We start from the raw sequence: 23,051 nt of genomic DNA, 5'->3' as shown, positions 1-23,051 counted from the left end.
AGTAACAAAGAGGACGAGAGGGTATCTACAAAAAAGGGCCAAGCAACACCAGAGCACCCTCTGGTAGTCGCCTAGCCCTATTTCTTTAACCTTAATTACTTCGCGTTAACCAATTGTCCCCGTGTAACCCCCAGCTGGTTGGTAGCCTTCAAGCTCTTCCATACCTGTGTACCAGAGATTTCGCCACGCAGTGCGCGGCTGTACAGGCTAATTACCTCAGCCACTTGCTCTGGTGTCTCTTCCAGGAACTCCACGCGGTACGAGGATACACCTAGATCACGGAAGTTGTTCAAATACTCCGCACCGGACTGCTCAACTGCATTATAGACGGTATTACGGCAGCCTTCATCCACACGAACAGGATGTGACATTCCAATGCGGTCTTGCAGGGAAGCGCGATGCTCTTCACATGGGCGACCACAGTTCGTAAAGTCTGTGCCTTCACTCATGAAAGTACAGTATACACAGTGCTCTGTGTGGAACATCGGCAAATGCTGATGGATTACGATCTCCATACGAGAAGTATCGCTGTGCTCAAGCAGGTCGACCATCTGTTGAATGTTCAAGTCATAGGATGGTGTTACCATGTCACAGCCTGCCTCAAGGAACAGATCCACTGCCTTATGATTGGCAATATTCAATGAGAAATCGCCGATCAGGCGTGGATGCACGGCATCAGGCTGCTCTTGGCGGCGGCGCAGGTAATAATACAGCGCGCCGGTGTTGCGTACTAACACGGCATCCGGCTGCAAGCGCAGGATATTGGCGTGGTAGCCGTTCTCGCCCGGCATATGAATGCGCGGTGTGGCCAGCGCGATGCTGGCCCCTGCAGCCCGTACCGCATCTACCGCTGCCGGGAACTGCTTGATAAACTCGAAGTCGGCGTAGATGTTTCTCACGCCGGCCTCGAGCGCAGCCTGCACCTGCGGCAGGCTGCGGCACAGCGCGGTGAGCTCCGCTTCACCGGCGCGCTGCGGAGCGACGTCCCTGCGGGTAGCGTCGCCGTAGACCTCAATCGCCCGTTTCACGTACACGGGCGGTTTCGGGCGCTCGCCCGCAAGCAGCTCCACCGCTTGGCGGCGGATGCTGTTCAGCTCGCGCATAGGGACGATGACGTCGCCTTGCAGATGCGACTCTAGCGCGTCAAGCTGGAACACGGTTCCGCCCAGGCGGCCGAATTGTTCTTCCAGCAGCGCGGTATCCATCGGACGCTTTTGTGCCGCTTCCAGCGCAAGCTCCGAGTCCACACGGACGGTAACGTTCTTCTGAACGTCCGTCCACCAGGTGGTCAGCTTCTCGCCGACGCAGCCCTGCACTCGCACATGTACCGGGAATACCCGGTACGGCTTCTCTGTCTCATAAGTCTGGCGCAGCGCCTTGTCTAACGCAGGGTCATTTGTCTTCCAAATGCGGTCACCGACATTTAGACGACGCAGATCCACATCATTACGACCGGCTACGATGTCGATGATCCAGCCTTCTCCGGCTTCACCTTCGAGCTTCACACCTTTACGACGAAGGTCGTAAACGCGTCCGCCTTCTTCTTTTTTCGTCGGATCCCCTGCATCAAACACGATTCCGTCTCCCCGCTTAAGAGGTGCATGAATACGGCAGACAACTCCATCACGAAGAATTTGTTCAACCGTTCCGAGATATACACCACGGCTTTTCGGGAAAGTGCCGTCTACGAGCTTTTTATTGTTCGTTCCATCTAGGAAACCATGCGTGAAACCGCGTGAGAAGCTTTGTTGCAGTTCACGAACTTCTTCCTTCGATGGTTTGGACATATCGCCATCAAAATACCGGTCAATTGCCTTACGGTACTTACTAACTACATTCGCAACGTATTCCGGGCTCTTGAGGCGCCCTTCGATTTTGAAAGAAGTTACACCCGCCTCGATCAGCTCAGGCATAAGATCAATAGCTGCCAAATCCTTAGGGGAGAGCAAATAAGTCACATCACCCATTGGTTTAACTTCTCCATCCACCATCAGATCATAAGGCAGACGGCAAGCTTGAGCACATTCTCCGCGGTTGGCGGAGCGTCCACCCCACATTTCCGAAGTTAGACATTGACCCGAATAAGAGACACATAAGGCTCCATGCACGAATACTTCCATCGGCAGGCGGGCTTGTTCCCCAATCGTCTTAATTTGCTTCAGATTGTTCTCACGACCGAGTACCACACGTTCCAAACTGAAAGGCTTCGTGAACTCGACCGCCTCCGGGGAAGTAATCGTCATCTGTGTCGATCCATGAATAGGGAAGTCTGGTGAGATTTCACGAATCATTTTGACCAACCCTAAATCCTGAACAATCACTGCGTCCACGCCAGCATCTACACATGCGTCAATCAGTTCTTTTGCATCGGACAATTCATTTTCAAAAACCAGTATATTAAAGGTCAGGAAACCCTTCACACCATAGCTATGCAAAAACGCCATAATTTCCGTCAGCTCGTCCATGCGAAAGTTGTTCGCTCTCGCCCGTGCATTAAACTTCTCTACGCCAAAAAAGATAGCATCCGCTCCGTTCGCTACCGCCGCACGCATGCAGTCCCAGTCACCTGCAGGTGCCAATAGCTCCACGTCTTCTCTGCGTATTTGTTGCTCTTTCATTTATATCCTCCCAAACCGCCATGTGGCGGGTCATTTCTAGTTGATTAACTTGATAATTGTATCAAATATCACATCTCAGCGCCATGTGTTTACCAACATTTATATAAAGAAAAGAACGCCCCATGCCATTTAGGCTACAAGGACGTTCTCATCTAATTGAATTACACTCTACTATTAGTTAGTCATGAACTCCAATCACCTCTAAACTACTCATTCCCCGTAAACCGAAACGACTGCAGCGTTTTATCCAACAAAGCTTGCTGTTCTGCAGTAGCATTGGCATCATTCAGCGTAACAGTAATCGTGTAGACCACCTCATTTTTGCCAAAAACAACGTGCTTACTGCGGAGAGGAACACCATTCTTGATTTGATGCACAGTAAGGATCGTAGCAGAAACACCTGCAAAGGTAGACTCCACTATACTTTCAATGCGAGGACCTTTAGGATCATTATTTTTATTCTGATAAGAATCTTTGAGCATATTCACCGCATAATCGATTGAGCCCTCAGGTTTCGAATTAATCTGGAAACGTCCTCCGATGAACCGATACTCTACCAACTGTGTCTCGAATACATCTTGATTGGGTGTCCATAAACGTGGAATGTCGATGGCATAGCCGTATCTTTTAGATACTTTGGTTATCGTTTTATTCTTGATTGTCTTATAGTCATCGCTAGCGAGTCGCCCGAAGTTCTCCTTCAACAGATCAAAATCAATATCAATAGAGGATATAATGGCTTTAAATTTGGTCTTATCGTCTTCTTGTCCAGCAGGTGTCACATATTCGAAATAGTAACGGTACCCATTCTTGAGTACGAGTGCCTGATATTCTGTCGCCCAACCGTTGCCGAAATTCAGCTGTGTCTCACTTATTTGCGCAGGTACGCCGGAGATTTCAGACTTCATGCTATCCTTAAAAACATAAGCGTCCGCTACAAAGTTCTCCTGCGTTTTTGTCTTCAACTCTTCAGCCCAGCTCTCTAGTGTAGAACCAGCAGGTGCCGATGTAATCGCCACACTCAAATGACTTCCTTGTTTGCTTTCATAATAAAAATGCTGGTCATCCTTAGTCCAAGCGGCAGGAACCTGTAGTGAGATACCATAGTCCTCATTATAGGCTTCACTTAAGCCATTCTTTACGGTAGAGAGATCACGGATTTTGTTATCCTTAGTGTCAAAAGAGGGCCGAAAAGAGCTCAGTAACCCCGCATATTTGGCTAAATCCTTATAATTAGTGGCTTTCTCATCCGTCAAATAAATCTCGTAAAGTCTACCTTCAGCATAGATCAGCCTGTTTTCCCAGAGTGCTCCGCTAGAATCTTTACTGACCAATCGTGCATAGGGTACAGAGGCTTTCGGGAACGACTCCCGGTCTAATATCAGTTCACTGCCTAACTCGACTTCCCGGACTAGTTGTTCTAATAGCCCCTCTGCATCAACAGCAACTGCCTGATCACTTGCATGAATCTCCAAATAATAAAGATTGTCCGCACTGGAGAAGGTAGCCACACTCTCATCACCACCGCTATTTCCAGCAATCAGTCCAGACGGATAATTTAGTGTCCATCGATAATAGCTGTTCCCAATTTGCGTCTTCCCCACATCGCTATCAATACCAGTATCCACTGGCACATCGCCTTCATTGTCAGCAGGAGCTAAGGTAATGATCAGCTCACCACCGTTACCCTGGGAGAGGGTTGCACCCAGTACACTCGCCACAAAACGCAGCGGCACCATCAACACACCTGAAACCATCCGAGGCGCGGAGGTGAGTTTAACTTTAGTCGCATCCTTCCAGGCACTAATACTACCAATCGTCATTAACCCTGTATGAGAGCCGTACGTTACTTTCACTACATCATTTCCTTCTAAGGAAACCGTGCTGCCAAATGTCTTTTTAAAAACCCCGAGCGGTACCATAACCGTTCCGTTCTCCATATAAGGCCGCTCGATAGTCACCTTCTTGCCATTCACCGTAGCAGAAGTACTGCCAACTTTAAGACTCAGCTGCAGCTTGTCTGTTTCTGCTGCCCGTACGGTTGGTATCGGTAATATAGAAAATAGCAATAATAAGGCCAGCATCGCACACAATACTTGTTTTAAAACTTTAAAGCCCATTTACCGTCCCCCTCTCGAGTTTCCTGATCAATCTTCCGTATGCTCTTCTCCATCTGCTCCTGCACCCTCTTCACTTAATAGGGGATCACCCTGAGTGAGCACCAGCTTACGGATGACGATATCCCCATCACTTTGCATAACCAGTCGTACCGTTGTACCTGGAGAATAGCTTTTAAACAATTCATTAATATCAACTAGTGAGACCACACGGTGGCCGTCAATGCTGTACAAGACGTCGTCTTCGGCAACACCCGCCTTGCGTGCTTCAGCAGAAATCACTTTAGTTACAGTCAGGGGATCGAGCGTTGGCAAGCCCACAATCGAGGACCAACTCGGCTCTAACTCCAATCCAAGACTCGGGTGTTTTACTTCACCGTATTTAAAAAGCTGGTTCATAATATACTGCACGGTATCCGACGGAATAGAGAAGCCCATATTCTCCACGCCCACCGCTGAGTATTTCAGACTGTTTATTCCCAGCACTTCGCCCTTCATATTCACTAGCGGGCCCCCGCTATTCCCGGGATTAATCGCTGTGTCACTTTGGATCAGACGATAAGCCGCAGCTACTTCACGGTTAAGGCCACTTATAACCCCTACGGTCGCTGAATTCCTTAGAGAAAAGCTAATCGGTGTTCCGACGGCCACTACCTTCTCACCAACAATGGTTTTGCCGGTCGAAGGAATAAACTTTGCAGGTTTAAGGGAGGTTGCATTGATTTTTATCAGGGCCAGATCACTAACTTCATCTAGATATGTTTCTTTAATGCTGTAGGTTTTGGAGTCCGACGTCACTACCAAAGCATTCTGCAGATCCTTGATGACATGTGCATTGGTTACAATCCATCCATTCGATTTCACAATAATGCCAGAACCATGCGTCAGATTGTATCGATCATCCGGTCCGCTAGTCCCCCCACTATCGTCTTTGCCGATAATGCCCACTACGGAGGGGGTGATACTTTTAATAATCCCTGGTACGGGGTCTTCCGCTGATGTTGAATTTTTGATTTTGTCTCTCTGGGTTGTGGTCGCCGCGCTAACCGTCTTAGTCGTATCACCCAACGCATAAACCGACTCACTCCATACTCCTGACAGCAACACACCGCACAGCAGCAAGCCCATTCCTTTCTTCACCAGTTTCTCCACAGTCCTCATCAACCTTCACCAGACCCTCTCTCTGCGAATGGATAAATTTTACATTATATAATTTGAAAAAAGACACCTTCAATGCGCCCACGGCGTTAAAGGAGTCTTTTGGTGCAAAGCTGTTCAATTTAATTCTTCCGTTAACTTAACCAATGCATCACCATGGCATAGTCAGAGATTATAAAAACCAACAAACTAACCGCTCCGAAAGCAATGGCGAACTTGTTCTTTTGGGGAGCTCTCAGTAACCGAACGACTCCAACCAAAATTAGGATAGTGAATAAAATCATAAAAACATCAAAGGTATGAAATTTAGACGGTCCTTGCGCGGCAACTTCTGCAAGTAGCATTACCTTACCTCCTCAAAAATGTTGTCAAGCAAGATCCAGTATTCCCCATATCCTCTTCTATGTTATCGCTACCATTTGGGCGATGCAATAGGTTTTGTAGAAAAATTATGCATTTGTCGCAAAAAAAATATTTTATTACTGCAAAATCGGATAAATTATTGATTTTGTTCATTGACATTTGGTGTTTTCCGGCGAAAATGATGAGACCTAACGGGTAATGGTCGATCTTTGTGAATGTAACTAAGGAAGTTATTTAGCATCTCTGCCGGGAGTTAGTATCTTACTAGTCAATTTGTAATTTTGAGGTTAGGGGTTAGAATTTAGAATTAAAAATCTGGTACTAGAGTCTATACTTTTAAGGATTAGGGAAATCCTCCCTGAAATTAGCCGTTTATTACTTCAATTTGAGGTTTTTAGGGAATTCCTCCCTAATAAACACGAGAGAACCCTCATTATGGATGAATCGCCTCGATAAATAGGGAGGTTTTCCCTGATTTGAGCTTAAAAGCTGCAAAACATCAGATTATTAGGGAGGTTTTCCCTAATCTAGTATCACAAGCATTTGATAGAGCTAGCAATATAGCCGTTTGTTATTTATTTTTCAAAGAACCATTGAGCCTGCTGTTATTCTTTTAACCATTAAGCGAACATACAGCAAAAGCATGCTCCTCATTCAATCTTACGACGGACACGCCCTACATATGCCTATCTCTTCTACTATTTAGTTTTCTTTTTAAAGGAGCCGTAATACTTTTACTAGAAACTCATATCAGATCGGATAATCAAAATACGTAACTCACACGAACAATCAAGCAACACTCCAACGAAGATTTTGACTACATGCAAATAACCCGAACTGATAGATGATTTGATTTTGATTTTGAAATTGCCTATGAGCTTAAAGTTGCTAGTGAGCTCTAATTTACTGGTGACTACCAGCAATTGTACCGATCAATTGTTTTCCCAAAATAATAATTTTGGACAACAAACAATAAAGGCCACGGCAAATTGCCGCGACCTTTATTATTTAGTAGTTATACTATCCAGCTATTTATAGCTTAGGTAGTTTCCGCCGTCTCAAGCATAAGCGCTTCAGTACGCTCTGTATCACGAATCAGAACTGGCTTCAGATACTTACCTGTGTAAGACTCCGTAACAGTAATGATCTTCTCTGGTGTTCCTGTTGCCAGTACGGTTCCGCCGCCACTGCCGCCTTCTGGTCCCATATCGATGATATAATCAGCAGTCTTAATAACGTCCAGATTATGCTCAATGACAAGAACCGATTCTCCGGAATCCACCAAGCGGTGCAATACTTCTAGTAAACGACCAATGTCGTCCACATGCAGACCTGTTGTAGGCTCATCCAAAATATAGAGTGTCTTGCCTGTACTACGACGGTATAGCTCAGAAGCCAACTTCACACGCTGCGCTTCACCACCGGATAATGTTGTACCTGGCTGACCAATCTTAATGTAGCCAAGACCCACATCCATCAGCGTTTGCATTTTACGGTGAATACGAGGGATATTCACGAAGAACTCTGTAGCATCCTCTACAGTCATCTCCAGCACGTCGGAAATGTTTTTCCCTTTATATTTCACTTCTAGTGTTTCCCGGTTATAACGTTTACCTTTACATACCTCGCAAGGAACGTATACGTCAGGCAAGAAGTGCATCTCAATCTTGATAATTCCGTCCCCACGGCAAGCTTCACAGCGTCCGCCTTTTACGTTAAAGCTAAAGCGTCCCTTTTGGAACCCCCGTACCTTTGCCTCATTCGTCTTCGAGAACAGATCACGAATGTCGTCAAATACGCCAGTATAGGTTGCTGGGTTAGAGCGTGGTGTACGCCCAATTGGCGATTGGTCGATTTCAATAACCTTATCGAGATTTTCCAAGCCACGAATTTCTTTGTGCTGACCCGGACGAACCTTCACAGCCTTATTCAGCTGCCGTGCCAAGCTCTTGTACAGAATTTCGTTAATAAGTGAGGATTTACCGGAGCCCGACACACCAGTCACCGCCGTAAATACACCCAATGGAATCTTCACATTCACATTTTTCAGGTTATTCTCTTTAGCGCCACGAATTTCTATCCAACGATCATCGGTAGCACGACGCTTAGCGGTAACTGGAATAAACTTACGACCGCTCAAATATTCACCGGTTAAGGAATTCGGATCTTTCATAATCTCTTCCGGTGTTCCTTGCGCCATAACTTGTCCACCATGAATACCCGCACCCGGTCCGATATCAATAATATAGTCCGCTGCCATCATCGTATCTTCGTCATGCTCTACAACAATCAACGTATTGCCTAGGTCACGCATATGAGCAAGCGTAGAGATCAGGCGATCATTATCCCGTTGATGCAGACCAATACTTGGCTCATCCAGAATGTACAGAACACCCATCAAACTGGAACCGATCTGAGTGGCCAACCGGATACGCTGTGCTTCACCACCAGATAGCGAGCCTGCTGCGCGGCTAAGTGTCAAATAGTCCAGTCCGACATTCACCAGGAATCCCAGACGATTGCAGATTTCCTTAAGAATGAGATTGGCGATAGCTGTCTCTTTCTCACTTAACTTTATTTCTTCAAACCAATGCTGACAGTCACCAATCGAGAGATCGGTAATATCCGAAATATTTTGTTCGTTGATCGTAACCGCCAAAATTTCTTTCTTCAGACGTTTGCCCTTACAGACATGACAAGGCTTAGCACTCATAAATCCTTCAATAAATTCACGAATACCGTCAGATGCGGTCTCCCGGTAACGACGCTCCAGATTCGGAATAATCCCTTCAAAAGCAACCATCGCATCTTTCTTTTGTCCAAAATCATTCTCATATTTGAAGCGAACCTTCTCGCTACCTGTACCATGCAGTAGTTTATTCATATGATCAGGTGTTAAACTGCTCACTGGAACGTTCTGTGGGATATTAAAATGCTCACACACGGACTTCAGAAATTGCGGATAGTAATTAGAAGTACTTCCGGTCCAAGCTAAAAAAGCACCTTCTTCAATCGATTTCTCAGCATCAGGAATAAGCAGATCTGGATCGACCACCATCTTCATTCCAAGTCCATCGCACTCTGTGCAGGCTCCAAACGGACTGTTGAAGGAGAACATACGTGGTGCCAGCTCTTCAATACTAAAACCACAAATCGGACAAGCAAAATTAGAGCTGAACAGAAGCTCTTCCTGACCGATGATATCCACAAGGATTTTACCGCCAGAAAGTTTAAGTGCCGTCTCCAGTGAATCCGTCAGCCGGGTCTCCACATCGTCTTTAACGACGATCCGGTCTACAACAACTTCTATGGTGTGTTTTTTATTCTTCTCAAGTTCAATATCCTCAGACAGATCTCTTAGCTCACCGTCCACACGCACACGTACGAACCCTTGCTTAGAAATGTCTGTGAAGAGTCCTTTGTGTTCCCCTTTACGCCCTGAAATGATAGGTGCCAGGATCTGCAAACGAGTCTTCTCTGGATACTGCATAATCCGGTCTACCATCTGTTCTACAGTCTGGGAGGTAATCTCAATTCCATGCTCTGGACAATGAGGGTGACCGATCCGTGCGAAAAGCAACCGCAGATAGTCATAAATTTCAGTTACCGTACCTACCGTAGAACGTGGGTTGCGGCTTGTTGTCTTCTGATCAATAGAGATTGCCGGGGATAATCCGTCTATCGAATCCACATCCGGCTTCTCCATTTGCCCCAAGAACTGACGAGCATAAGCTGACAAAGATTCAACATAACGCCGCTGTCCTTCAGCATAAATCGTATCAAATGCAAGCGAAGACTTACCCGAGCCGCTCAGCCCCGTCAGCACGACGAAACGGTCACGTGGAATCGTCACATCGATGTTTTTGAGATTGTGCGCTCTCGCGCCTTTAATTACAATATTATCGTTCGCCAACGGAACCTCTCCTTAATGAATCAAATATCAAAGCTTTAACGATTTCAGAGACTTTATTAAAAGCGTTTTCGATCCCTCCCAAACCCTCCCTTCCAAGGGAGGGCCCCAAGGGTTGCACCCTCTGGACACCCGCATTTTTTTGGCGAAGGAGGTTGGGGGACGGGACTTAGTGACGACGGCGTTCGGATCGCTTATCCCTACGGGACCGCTTGGACGTTAGGCGCACACTAGGTAAGAGGTGCGAGATTACCGCAACTGCTATAGCGTTGCGGGGCGCTGTCCCTGCGGGATGCGCGTCCATCTATTTATTCAAAAAGAACGGCCAGGACAGCACCGTTCAATTACTTATTTTAAATATCGGTGATGCATTTAAGGTTTATTACTCGGCCCGAAGCTCCAACAATGCGTCACGCAGTTCTGCCGCGCGTTCGAATTGCAGGTTCTTCGCAGCGTCCTTCATCTCCGCTTCCAGACGCTGGATTAGGCTTTGTTTCTCTTTCTTATTCATCTTGCCACCAACACCCGTGAGGTAATCCGCTTTAGACTCGGCAACCTTCGTTGCCTCAATGATGTCACGCACCTTTTTATTAATGGTGGTTGGGGTAATGCCGTGTTTCTCATTATGGGCGATCTGGATGGCGCGACGACGCGACGTTTCGCTCATCGCCTTCTCCATCGAATCAGTGATTCGATCACCGTACATGATTACACGACCCTCGGAGTTACGGGCTGCACGACCAATCGTCTGAATTAGGGAGCGTTCGGAACGAAGGAAGCCCTCTTTATCCGCATCGAGAATAGCGACCAGCGATACTTCCGGAAGGTCGAGACCTTCTCTTAGCAGGTTAATCCCTACCAAAACATGGAATGTACCAAGTCGAAGATCACGTAAGATCGCCATCCGCTCCAGCGTTTTGATATCAGAGTGCATATAACGAACCTTAATCCCAATTTCCTTAAAGTAATCCGTCAGATCCTCCGACATCTTCTTCGTCAACGTTGTGACGAGTACACGTTCGTCTCGTTCCACCCGATCACGAATTTCACTAATCAAATCATCGATTTGTCCCTCTGTAGGACGCACCTCAATGATCGGATCCAAAAGACCTGTAGGCCGGATAATCTGCTGCACCATGGTGTCGCAGTGCTCCATTTCATAGGGTCCTGGTGTCGCTGAAACATATACGATCTGCTTCACTTTTTCTTCGAATTCCTCGAACTGGAGTGGACGGTTATCCAGCGCAGACGGCAAACGGAAACCATGCTCTACCAGTACCGTCTTACGCGCCCGGTCACCATTATACATCGCCCGAATCTGTGGAAGTGTTACATGGGACTCATCAATAATGATCAGCATATCATCCGGAAAATAATCCATTAATGTATACGGAGTTGCCCCTGGTTCACGGAAGGTGAGCGGTCCGGAATAGTTCTCAATCCCAGAGCAGAAGCCCACTTCTTTCATCATCTCAATATCATAACGTGTCCGCTGTTCCAGACGCTGAGCTTCAAGAAGCTTTCCTGCGTCACGAAGAACCGTTAAGCGGTCTTCCAGCTCTTTTTCAATGTTGACCAGTGCCACTCGCATCGTTTCTTCCTTGGTAACAAAGTGAGACGCCGGAAAAATAGCGACATGATCGCGCTCCCCGATCAGTTCACCCGTCAGTACATCAATCTCAGTGATTCGCTCAATTTCGTCACCGAACAATTCGACCCGAATGGCATGCTCACCCTGAGATGCCGGGAAAATCTCAACCACATCACCACGTACACGGAAGGTTCCGCGTACAAAATTGATATCATTACGCTGGTACTGGATATCCACTAGCCTGCTCAAAATCTCATTTCGAGGCTTCTCCATCCCTACCCGCAAGGACAAAAGCAAGCTTCCGTATTCCATCGGCGAACCGAGGCCGTAAATACAAGACACACTCGCCACAATAATAACGTCACGCCGTTCGAACAAGGAGCTCGTTGCGGAGTGGCGCAATTTATCAATCTCTTCATTAATACTGGAGTCTTTCTCGATATAAGTATCGGAGGAGGGAATATACGCCTCTGGTTGGTAATAGTCGTAGTAGCTGACGAAATAGTCTACCGAATTATGCGGAAAAAACTCCTTAAACTCACTCGCCAGTTGGGCAGCCAAAGTCTTGTTGTGCGCAATAACTAACGTCGGGCGGTTTAATTTGGAAATAACTTGTGCAACGGTAAACGTCTTACCCGTACCCGTCGCGCCCAGCAGCGTCTGGTGCTTCTTGCCCTGCCGGATGCCTTGTAGTAATTCCTCTATGGCATGAGGCTGATCGCCCTGGGGTGTATACTCGGACTCCAATTCAAAAGTCTTTGTACTGACGACAATATCACTCATTTGCCCGTCTCCCCTCTATCGTCTAAACTAGATTAATATATTATAATTGTTGTCTGAATGTTCTCTCTCCATACGATGGCAAGCTAAAACGCCTTTGGCGTCTCTAAAAGACGTTAAGCGTTTGTGCGAGAATTATAAGGATTAAAGTATAACGTGAAACTTATACTTTCTTATAATTAAAAAATATGGAAGATAAGAATATGTGTTCCCGTTCATTATACAGTGTTGCCTAGATCGTTGCAAACCATAATACATAGAAATGTTAGGAGCTTGAAGCATGGATATTACCTCAATAATCGGCCTATTGGCTGGACTGGCTGCGTTAATCGGCGGCTATCTCTGGGAAGGCGGAAGCCTCTCAGGACTGCTGCAGCTTAATGCAGCTTTGATTGTGTTCGGGGGTACATTTGCCGCCGTTATGATCAGCTTCCCGGCATCTAAGCTGCGCTCCATTCCAACAGCATTACGCATGGCTTTCGGTAGCAACCCTGATCGTGATGAAGAAAAAGCAGAAGAACTCATTGCAATGGCAACCGTGGCTCGTCGCGGCGGCGTTCTAATGTTAGAAAAACAAGCTGAAGAACATCCGGACCCTTTTACACGTGAAGGTCTACTTCTTATTGTCGACGGCACTGATCCTGAGCAGGTAAGACAGATCCTTGAATTAGAAATGGATGCTAAAGAATTGAAGCATGAGAACTATGCTAAGATTTTTGAAGCTGCAGGTGGATATGCACCAACGATGGGAATTATCGGGACGGTGATGGGGCTCATCCGTGTACTTGGCAACCTTACAGATCCGTCAAATCTGGGCACATCTATCGCAGTGGCATTTACCGCAACACTGTACGGTGTTGCCATCGCTAATTTAATATTTTTACCCATCGCTTCCAAAATCAAATCCCGCAGTCAAAGCCAGCTACATAGTATGGAAATGCTGCTCGTCGGCATTCTTTCTTTGCAGAACGGGGATCACCCCTTGCTGGTGCGTAAAAAACTGAACTCATTCATCTCAGACACGGACACGAATGACCGTGCGGAAACTAGAGGTCTTCTATGAGACAAAGAGACCGGCGCAAGCGGCGTGTAGAGACTCGGGAAAGCCGCGACCGTTGGATGATTACTTATGCTGATCTAATTACACTTTTACTTATTTTTTTCGTTATATTGTATGCGATGAGCAGCCTGGATACTGACAAATATAACATCGTGACAGGCTCGTTATCCGAGACCTTCAAATCTGGCAGCACTGTCCTTGAGGGTGGGAACGGCATTTTAGATGCTGGGAAATCAACTGAGAACAAACCGGAAAGTACAGACGGGAATGGGAATGCAGCTGCAACTGCGAGACCGAATGATGGATCTGCTGAACAAACGGAGAACGAAACACCTTCGGCACGTGAACTTGCTTTTCGAGAACAAGAGGCTAAACTTGCTGAATTAATGGGTGTGATTACGAACTATGTAGAGGAAAATAATCTCGGAGAACAAATTTTTGTTGCCGACAAACCGCAGGGGATAGAAATCACGCTCAGTGACCGTTTTCTCTTCGATATAGGTAAGGCAGATCTGAAGTCTCCAGCCCTGCCTGCTCTTCAGCAGTTATCTGGCTTATTCAGCGATATCGGCGCAAAGATCAGCATTGAAGGACATACCGACAATACTCCAGTATCTTCGGCTTCTCACTATAACGACAACTGGGAGCTATCTGGTGCTCGTGCGCTGTCAGTGCTTCGCTTTTTCTTAGATCATGAAGGGTTGAACCCCGACAATTTTCAATATGCAGGGTATGCTGATACCCAGCCCACCGCGGAGAACACATCAGCTGCAGGTAAGCAAAAGAACCGCCGTGTAGAGATCATTGTGCTGCGGCAGCTTCAAGAGGGTACCTAAAAAATGTTTTACTCAGAGCTAGTTACAGTAGCTAGGCCTGTGCGGGAGCGAATCTGCTTATCAACATACCAAAATGGGCTCGCCACTATTTATTACGGAAATACTCCCTGATTATCTGCCTATTCCCTTGTCCAGGCGCAGAATTAGGGAATTCCTCCCTGATTAATACCCTATTTAGTCAGAAATAGCGCTTTTCACTGAAACTTTAGGGAGGAATTCCCTAAACCCCTTAGTGTCACGCTATACTCGTCTAAAATAAGGGAGGTTTTCCCTAATTCCACAATCAGTAGATTCGCTTTAAATAAAATCCCATAATTCCAAACAGTCCCAGGATTTAACTCAAAGATCCCGACCGCTATCTATATAAAAACACCAAACAGCAAGTCCCCAAAAACGGAAACTTGCTGCTACAAATATCACATGCAGTGAAATTAATATACAGTGAAAAATCCCAATTACTCTCCTACCAATGCACGATATCCAGCTGCATCTAGCAGTCCTTTTACAGCATCAGCGTACTCTCCGTCCACTTCAATTTCAAAAATCCAACCCTCGCCATAAGGCTTATCGTTGATCAGTTCTGGACTAGCTTCTAAACCGTCATTAATCTTGGTAACCGTCCCTGAGACGGGTGAATACAGTTCCGATACGGTCTTAACGGATTCGATACTGCCTACGCTGTCGCCAGCTGAAATGGCCGAACCCACTTCTGGAAATTCCACAAATACGATATCGCCTAACAAATGCTGAGCATGATCCGTAATCCCAACACGTACTACGCGTCCTTCCACTTGCTGTGCCCACTCATGCTCTTCGCTGTAAAGAAGGTTATCTAAAACTTCACTCATTTCAAGCCGCCTCATTTCCAAATTGGAATTCTAAATTTAGTTATAGCCTAAGTGATCGCGGAGCATAATGTCAATATTACTAAAAGTAAAATAAATTTGTCGTTTTTTTGACTTTTTCTTGTTGACAGCGCCCTCCTATACCCGTTTAATGGAGACATAAGAAACAAATACAGTTGCGGATGATGGCATAGGGAGAGACTGTCTCACTTGAAGACGGCGCCGAAGGAGTAAGCCCTAACAGGGGTGAATCTCTCAGGCAAAAGGACCTTTGTCGGACGTACCTCTGGAGAGCATCAGACGCGAGGCTGAGTGCGTCAGGTCACCAACGGGGAAACTTGCATGTTAGTTACGCAGGGTAACTCTCAGGTACAAAGGACAGAGCAGAAAGCGATTAGTGCATTTATGCATGATTGCTTCTGCCTGTCCTTTTTTTCGTATGTAATCAGACTAGGGGAGTGACGACATGGATGCTTTGAAAAGAACGCCTTTTTATGATCTCTATTCCGCATATGCGGAGTCCAGGTGCATTGATTTTGGCGGCTGGGAGCTGCCAGTACAGTTTACAGGTATCGTGAAGGAGCATGAGGCTGTTCGCCAGCAGGCTGGACTGTTCGATGTATCGCATATGGGTGAATTTATGGTGATCGGAAGCGGCGCTGAAGCCTTCTTACAAAAAATGACGACCAACGATGTCAGCCGCCTTACCGATGGTGCGGCACAATATACGCTGCTCTGTTATCCAAACGGCGGGGTGGTCGACGATTTACTCGTGTATCGACTAAGTGAAGGCCGTTATATGCTTGTCGTAAATGCCTCCAACATCGATAAGGACTTCCAGTGGCTGCAAGAACATCTGACCTCTGAATTCGGTGAAGTCACACTCACTAATGTCTCTGACGAGACGCTTTTGCTCGCCTTGCAAGGTCCGCTGGCAGAGACCATACTCGCAGAAGTTACTGATGCACCGATCTCAACGCTCAAGCCTTTCCACTTCATCGAACGCGCAACCGTCTGCGGTGTAGAAGTACTGATCTCCCGTACGGGTTATACCGGTGAAGATGGCTTCGAAATTTACGCTCCGCTGGATGGGGCAGCAACGTTATGGAACGGCCTTCTCGCAGCTGGCTCTCCTCACGGATTAACACCTGCTGGACTGGGCGCACGGGATACGCTTCGTTTCGAGGCAAAATTGCCATTGTACGGTCAGGAGCTGTCGGCTGACATCACGCCTCTTGAAGCTGGAGTACAGTTCTTCGTGAAGCTGGACAAAGCGGACTTCATCGGACGCGATGCGTTGATACAGCAAAAAGAAGCCGGTCTTCCCCGCCGTCTTGTCGGTCTAGAAATGATTGATCGAGGCATTCCACGCTCCCATTACCCAGTCTATGCGGACGGCATCAAAATCGGAGAAGTCACAACCGGAACCCAATCTCCAACGCTGAAACGAAACCTGGGATTAGCTTTACTTGATACAGCTTACAGTGAAATAGGCACAGAGGTTTTCGTAGAGATACGTGGCAAGCAGCTTAAAGCTGTCGTGATTAAGGCCCCTTTTTACAAGTATAAACGCCTTTAGCGTCCATATTAGGACGGTGAACTTTTAAGCGAGAAATAAAAGGATAAAGTATAACGTGAAAATTATACTTTCTTATATTTTAAAAAAGCCAAGGAGTGAAACCTTAATGAAGCACCGTTATCTGCCCATGACAGCACAGGACCGCGTAGAGATGATGGAAACCGTCGGGATTCAGTCCATAGATGAGCTGTTCTCCGATATCCCTGAAGCCGTCCGTTATCAAGGCACTATGCCGATGTCTGAACCGCTCGATGAGTACGCCCTGCTACGTCACATGAAAGGTCTCGCTGACCGCAATGCTGACTTCGATTCGCACGCCAGCTTCCTCGGCGCCGGATTATACGACCATCACATCCCCGTGGTGATCAACCATGTCATTTCCCGTTCAGAATTCTACACTGCTTACACCCCTTATCAACCGGAGATCAGCCAAGGCGAACTGCAAGCGATCTTCGAATTCCAATCCTACATTTGCGAACTAACCGGTATGAAAGTAGCCAATGCCAGCATGTATGATGGCGCAACCGCATTATCCGAAGCAGCAGTCCTCGCAGCTGGTGCTACCAAACGCAAAAAAATAATTGTCTCCCGCACCGTTCATCCTGAAGCGCGCCAAGTGTTACGCACATCGGCTAATGCTTGGGGTCTTGAGGTAGTGGAGATTGACTATAGAGACGGTGTTACCGATCAGGCTAAGCTTGCTGAGGCCATTGATGGTGATACGGCTGCAGTACTGATGCAATCGCCTAACTTCTTTGGCAGCATCGAAGATCTTAGCTCCGTTGAGCCGCTGATCCATGCTGTTAAAGGGTTGTTCGTCGTCAGTGCAAATCCGATCGCTCTTGGCGTACTAGAAACACCAGGCAAGCTCGGAGCCGACATCGTAGTCGGTGACGCTCAGCCACTCGGTATTCCCGCTTCCCTCGGCGGTCCAACCTGTGGATTCTTCGCTGTAGCAGAGCATTTAATGCGCCGCATGCCAGGTCGTATCGTTGGTCAAACTGTTGACCGTAACGGTAAACGCGGCTTCGTTCTGACACTCCAAGCTCGTGAACAGCATATCCGTCGTGAAAAAGCGACATCGAATATTTGCTCCAATCAGGCGCTGCTCGCACTCTGCGCATCCGTCTACCTGTCCGTAATGGGTAAAGAAGGGATGCGTGAAGTAGGCGAGCTGAACATTCGTAAAAGCCATTACGCCGCTAATAAACTAAGCGAACTAACAGGGGCTGAACTTACCTTTTCCTCCCCATTCTTTAACGAGTTTGTCGTGAAGCTTCCGGAAGGAAGCAGCGTAAGTGCAATTAATTCGAAGCTGCTGAAGGAAGGCTATCTAGGCGGTTATGATCTGGGCCGTGATTATCTTGAACTTGCTGGACATATGCTGGTAGCCGTTACGGAAAAAAGAAGCAAAAACGAAATCGACCAATTCGCTAGCGCACTGGAGGGCTGTTTATGAAACCGGAGCAAAGTCTAATTTTTGAATTAAGCCGTCCCGGCCGTTCGGCCTATTCCTTGCCAATATGCGATGTGCCGCAGGAAGAAACCTTGGAAACTCTGATTCCATCAGGTTTACTCCGTAGCGAACCCGTCGTGCTTCCAGAAGTATCCGAAGTGGACGTCATTCGCCATTACACTTCCTTGTCACGCCGCAACTTTGGTGTAGATAACGGCTTCTATCCACTCGGTTCATGCACGATGAAATACAATCCGAAGATTAACGAAGATGTTGCCCGCATCGTAGGCCTAGCTAAGATCCACCCTTACCAGCCAGAAGAAAGCATTCAAGGTGCACTGGAAATAATGTATACCCTGCAAAATGACTTATCCGCACTAACCGGCATGGATGCTGTATCTTTACAGCCTGCCGCAGGTGCTCATGGTGAATGGACCGGCCTCATGATGATCCGCGCCTACCATGAAAGCCGCGGCGAGACCCGCACGAAGGTTATCGTGCCGGATTCCTCACACGGCACCAATCCTGCTAGTGCTTCAGCAGCAGGACTTGAAACGATCACGATCCCTTCCACAGATAAAGGGATGGTTGATCTTGAAGCACTCAAAGCAGCTGTTGGCAGTGACACAGCCGCACTGATGCTGACTAACCCAAGCACACTCGGCTTGTTCGAGACCCAAATCGTCGAGATTGCTGAGATCGTGCATGAAGCAGGCGGCTTACTCTATTACGATGGAGCCAACTCCAATGCCATTATGGGCATTACCCGCCCTGGCGACATGGGCTTTGACGTTGTGCATCTGAACTTGCATAAGACAATGAGCACCCCGCACGGCGGAGGTGGCCCTGGAGCCGGACCTGTCGGCGTAAAATCCATCTTGATTCCGTTCCTACCACAACCAACTGTGGTGAAAAACGAAGATAGCAGCTTCTCACTCGACTTCGGCGGTCCTGAATCAATTGGACGCGTGAAAGCTTTTTACGGCAACTTTGGTATTCTCGTTCGTGCCTACGCCTATATCCGCACCTATGGTCCAGACGGACTGCGTGAGGTATCCGAAAATGCTGTGCTGAATGCGAACTATATGATGCACCGTCTGGCGCCGTATTTTGAAATCCCATATCCGGGCGTATGTAAACATGAATTCGTAATGTCCGGCAAAAACCTCAAGCAGTATGGTGTACGCACCTTAGACGTTGCTAAACGATTACTCGACTTCGGCTACCATCCGCCAACCGTGTACTTCCCTCTGACTGTTGAGGAATGTATGATGATCGAGCCGACGGAAACGGAAAGTAAAGAAACGCTCGACGGCTTCATTAATACGATGATCCAGATCGTAAAAGAAGCTCAGGAGACACCGGAAATCGTAATCAACGCACCTCATACCACAGAGATTAGCCGTTTGGATGAGACCCAAGCCGCACGTAAGCCGGTATTGAATTGTTCTTGCGGTTAACAGCTAATGAGTAGTATTAAAAAAGCAGGCCACGATACCAAGTATCGTCGGCCTGCTTTTCGCACTGTCCAACTACACGAAAAGTTCTCATCCTCTAAATCATCAGGCCCTTCCCAGCATCATTAAAAATGTCTGAGAAGGGCCTGTTTCAGTTGTTTATCACTATAACTTTTTGATATTACGCACCATGCGTCGGAGTTTCTACTTTCGCCACGCCTTTGCGCTCCTTAGCCGATTTACGGAAGTAGAACAGCTCGTAAATCGCTGGAACCACAACCAGCGTAAGCAGCGTTGCCGCGGTCAAGCCACCGATGACCACAATCGCCAAGCTTTGCGAGACGATGCTGCCCATCTCGGCATGGCCGAACAGCAGTGGAGTCATGGCACAAATGGTAGCAATAGCCGTCATCAGAATCGGGCGCATCCGTGTTCCGGCCGCTTCCAGAATGGCTTCGCGAATACCCATATGCGTTTCATTCTGCTTAATACGGTCGATAAGCACAATCGCATTCGTAACGACGATTCCAATTAGCATCAGAGCCCCGAACAGGGCAGTGAAATCAGGTGTTACGCCGGATACGATCAGTCCAACAATTGCCCCAATCGCAGCCAAAGGCAAGGAGAACATGATTGCCAGCGGAGCACGAAGGGTTTTGAAGGTGAGGACCATGATCAGATACACCAACCCGATGGAGATCAGCGCTGTCATACCAAGGTCAGCGAAATCCTCTGACTGATCAACCGAGGCTCCGCCTGCAAATAGAGTCACACCCTTTGGAAGGGTAAGACTATCGGTTTGCTTTTTAATATCCGCTCCGATTTCAGACACCTTCTTCGGATCGACTTCCGCTGTAATTCTCGCATATGGCTTCCCATCTTTATGGAACAACAGTGCTGGTTCATTCCGAACCTCATAGGTTGCTAGTTGAGACAACGGCTTTGGACCTTCAGCAGTCATGAGCGTCATTGCTTTTAAATCTTGCTCCGACTTCGGCTCAGCCATAGGATCTAACACTACTCCTGCAGGTGTACCATCCAATTCGATTTGCCCCATAGGGATCGGATTCAGCATAGCTGACAATTGCATGGTAATTTCTTGTGCATTCGTCTGTGCTGGATCTACCTTAAATGTAAAGACAGGCTTGGTATCCTCCATATTGCTACTGACCTTCTGAATACCCTCCACAGTCTTCAACTTATTCGTAACTTCTGCTGCAACAGCAGTAATATCTGTAAGATTATCACCCACGATATCAATATATTCGCTAGTGGAGCTTGAACCCATCATACTCATTTGATTAGCAACAAGTGTTGCCCCAGCGTAGGAATCCTTCACATCACGGACATGATCGATGAAGCCTTGCGCATCCGCACCTTTTTTCATCACAACGGTATAGTCCACTAAGGTCTCCGAGCTGACAGACCCCCACTGGGCCGCATCTGCACTGTTCCCTGATTGCATGATCACCGTTTCCGCTTCAGGCTGTTTCATCAAATCTTGCTCTAACTGCTTTCCTTTTTCTAAAATCTCTTTGACAGGAACATCCTTCGGATAATTCAACTGAACAGAGACATAGCTGGCATCTGAAGCATCAAGCGCGCCTTTTGGCATAGTCACGTAAGCAGCGATGGAGCCAATCAGAAGGAGAAGACCTAGCGATAAAGTTATCCATTTCCGGCGCAGATTCCAATCGAGGAATCGAGTGAACCATTTAGACGGCTCGTGTTCTTTCATTGAAGTCCTTCTCAGCAGCCATGAGCTTAACAGTGGCACTACCGTCAAAGCTACAACGAGTGAAGTAAGCAATGAATACGTGACTGTTAAGGCAAACGGAAGTAGAAACGCCTGTAAACTACCACGCAGAAGACCCATCGGCAGAAATACCGCTACCGTTGCAATCGTAGATGAAGTAATCGCTCTAGCCACTTCCCCAGTTGCGCTTATAATCATTTCACGGGAGAAAGGTTCTTTTTGCAGCCTACGGTAAATGTTCTCAATCACTACGATACTATCATCAACCAAGCGACCGACCGCAACGGCCACACCACCGAGCGTAATAATATTCAGACTTATGCCGGATATATCAAGCAGATATAAGGTAACTGCTAGAGAAAGCGGGATAGAAACCGCCGTAATCAGGGTTGCCCGCAGGTTGCGTAGGAACAGTAAAATTACGATCGTCGCGAACAATGCGCCCAGCAATACTTCACGCATCATACTGTTCACTGAGGTAACCACCATATCTGATGTGCTGAAAACGACCGCTGCCTCTGCATTTGGAATGGTTTTGTTAATATGTGCTACGGTATCCTGTATATGATCTCCGACACTTACTGCATTCGCATTAGCTTCTTTGGTTACTATGGCGAAAAGAACATCTTTCCCATTCGAGCGGCTAACGCTCTCTTGATCTTCCTTCAATTCGATGACAGCAATATCCTGTAGCTTAACACCCGAGGATACGGGTAGCTTTTTTAGAGTATCGATACTATCAATTGTAGAAACCACATTTACGTTACCTGTCTGACCACCAATCGTCTGCTCTCCAAGGGATGCCGATACATTACGTCCCTGAAGTAACCCTAGTACTTGAGGTGTCGTAATTCCTTTCTCAGCCATTAATTTTGGATCTAGCTTCACCCGCACTTGCGGAGTTACTTTCCCATATAAGGCGACGTTGGCTACACCTTCAGCTTGTTGCATCTCTGGAATGATCGTTTCTTCCGCAAGCTTAAGGTTTTCTTTAGTCAGACCTTCGTCAAACGAAAGGGTGACCTGCGACACAGGAATCATGGAAGTATTCAGTTGAAGTACAAAAGGGGCCATCACACCTTCAGGGAACTGCAACGAATCTACAACCTTTTGCACCTCCCCAGCTGCATCCTTCATATTTGTTTTTGAGTCATAAAAAATATTCACCTGTGCGTATCCGTCTCCGGAAGTGGACAGTATTTCTTTCTTTCCCTTAACAAATGCGGCCCCAGCCTCAATCGGCTTCGTAACCTTCGTCTCCATCGCATGGGCATCCTGACCCGGACCGAGCACCGTTACAGTCACTTGCGGATTATCTGCCTCTGGCATAAATTCCATTGGTAGCGAAGTGTAGCTCAGCCCTCCCACTACAAGCGCCATTACTACTAAAAGCCCTACCGCCGCCTTGTTACCGAACGACCATTTGGTTAACCATTTCATTATCGTTTCCCCTTCCACCCCGTATATTTCTGGTACTCCTCTTATGACTGCCCCATTATGTATTATTTTCCATCCCGAGATTTAG

13 protein-coding genes and 1 riboswitch are annotated in these 23,051 nt (G+C 47.2%); of the genes, 5 read left to right on the top strand and 8 right to left on the bottom strand.

Going from position 1 to position 23,051, the window contains the following annotated elements:
• Positions 1 to 95: 95 nt before the first annotated feature.
• The 6 genes from ACQKMP_RS17740 to uvrB all read right to left on the bottom strand — a co-directional run bounded on the left by ACQKMP_RS17740 (position 96) and on the right by uvrB (position 12,540).
• Positions 96 to 2,618: a DUF3656 domain-containing U32 family peptidase gene (locus ACQKMP_RS17740; protein WP_427470211.1), complete on the bottom strand. Its 2,523-nt coding sequence runs from the start codon at positions 2,616 to 2,618 to the stop codon at positions 96 to 98.
• 206 nt (positions 2,619 to 2,824) lie between these two features.
• Positions 2,825 to 4,738 (bottom strand): stalk domain-containing protein, encoded by a 1,914-nt coding sequence (locus ACQKMP_RS17735; RefSeq protein ID WP_427470209.1) that lies wholly within the window; start codon positions 4,736 to 4,738, stop codon positions 2,825 to 2,827.
• A gap of 27 nt (positions 4,739 to 4,765) precedes the next feature.
• Positions 4,766 to 5,875: a S1C family serine protease gene (locus tag ACQKMP_RS17730; RefSeq protein ID WP_427470207.1), complete on the bottom strand. Its 1,110-nt coding sequence runs from the start codon at positions 5,873 to 5,875 to the stop codon at positions 4,766 to 4,768.
• A gap of 152 nt (positions 5,876 to 6,027) precedes the next feature.
• Entirely contained in the window at positions 6,028 to 6,237 is a 210-nt protein-coding gene (locus ACQKMP_RS17725) for a hypothetical protein (protein ID WP_042192275.1), read from the bottom strand.
• A gap of 1,058 nt (positions 6,238 to 7,295) precedes the next feature.
• Complete coding sequence (uvrA, locus tag ACQKMP_RS17720; protein WP_042192277.1) at positions 7,296 to 10,169, bottom strand: excinuclease ABC subunit UvrA; 2,874 nt, start codon at positions 10,167 to 10,169, stop codon at positions 7,296 to 7,298.
• Positions 10,170 to 10,548: 379 nt separating this feature from the next.
• Positions 10,549 to 12,540 (bottom strand): excinuclease ABC subunit UvrB, encoded by a 1,992-nt coding sequence (uvrB, locus tag ACQKMP_RS17715; protein ID WP_042192280.1) that lies wholly within the window; start codon positions 12,538 to 12,540, stop codon positions 10,549 to 10,551.
• A gap of 277 nt (positions 12,541 to 12,817) precedes the next feature.
• Here uvrB and ACQKMP_RS17710 point away from each other — a divergent pair, with 277 nt between their 5' ends.
• On the top strand, positions 12,818 to 13,600 hold the full coding sequence (locus tag ACQKMP_RS17710) for a flagellar motor protein (RefSeq protein ID WP_042192282.1): 783 nt from the start codon (positions 12,818 to 12,820) through the stop codon (positions 13,598 to 13,600).
• The gene (locus tag ACQKMP_RS17705) at positions 13,597 to 14,433 is read left to right on the top strand and encodes a flagellar motor protein MotB (RefSeq protein ID WP_427470204.1); all 837 of its coding nucleotides are present in this window, start codon (positions 13,597 to 13,599) and stop codon (positions 14,431 to 14,433) included. The genes ACQKMP_RS17710 and ACQKMP_RS17705 overlap by 4 nt, the downstream gene beginning before the upstream one ends.
• A gap of 455 nt (positions 14,434 to 14,888) precedes the next feature.
• Here ACQKMP_RS17705 and gcvH read toward each other — a convergent pair whose 3' ends face one another.
• On the bottom strand, positions 14,889 to 15,281 hold the full coding sequence (gene gcvH / locus ACQKMP_RS17700; protein ID WP_042131286.1) for a glycine cleavage system protein GcvH: 393 nt from the start codon (positions 15,279 to 15,281) through the stop codon (positions 14,889 to 14,891).
• Between the two features lie 179 nt (positions 15,282 to 15,460).
• Positions 15,461 to 15,559: riboswitch (glycine riboswitch) on the top strand.
• 185 nt (positions 15,560 to 15,744) lie between these two features.
• Here gcvH and gcvT point away from each other — a divergent pair.
• From gcvT to gcvPB, 3 genes are all read left to right on the top strand, one after another.
• Positions 15,745 to 16,857 (top strand): glycine cleavage system aminomethyltransferase GcvT, encoded by a 1,113-nt coding sequence (gene gcvT, locus ACQKMP_RS17695; protein WP_042192287.1) that lies wholly within the window; start codon positions 15,745 to 15,747, stop codon positions 16,855 to 16,857.
• Between the two features lie 106 nt (positions 16,858 to 16,963).
• Positions 16,964 to 18,316 (top strand): aminomethyl-transferring glycine dehydrogenase subunit GcvPA, encoded by a 1,353-nt coding sequence (gene gcvPA, locus ACQKMP_RS17690; RefSeq protein ID WP_427470201.1) that lies wholly within the window; start codon positions 16,964 to 16,966, stop codon positions 18,314 to 18,316.
• Complete coding sequence (gene gcvPB, locus ACQKMP_RS17685) at positions 18,313 to 19,773, top strand: aminomethyl-transferring glycine dehydrogenase subunit GcvPB (RefSeq protein ID WP_427470199.1); 1,461 nt, start codon at positions 18,313 to 18,315, stop codon at positions 19,771 to 19,773. Before gcvPA ends, gcvPB begins: the two co-directional genes overlap by 4 nt.
• Positions 19,774 to 19,951: 178 nt before the next feature.
• Here gcvPB and ACQKMP_RS17680 read toward each other — a convergent pair whose 3' ends face one another.
• Positions 19,952 to 22,966: an efflux RND transporter permease subunit gene (locus tag ACQKMP_RS17680; RefSeq protein ID WP_427470197.1), complete on the bottom strand. Its 3,015-nt coding sequence runs from the start codon at positions 22,964 to 22,966 to the stop codon at positions 19,952 to 19,954.
• Positions 22,967 to 23,051: the final 85 nt, after the last annotated feature.

Origin of the sequence: Paenibacillus sp. NPDC101420 (assembly GCF_050277435.1) — a bacterium.
Classification (GTDB): Bacteria; Bacillota; Bacilli; order Paenibacillales; family Paenibacillaceae; genus Paenibacillus_AQ.
This window is presented reverse-complemented; position numbering and strand designations above follow the sequence as displayed.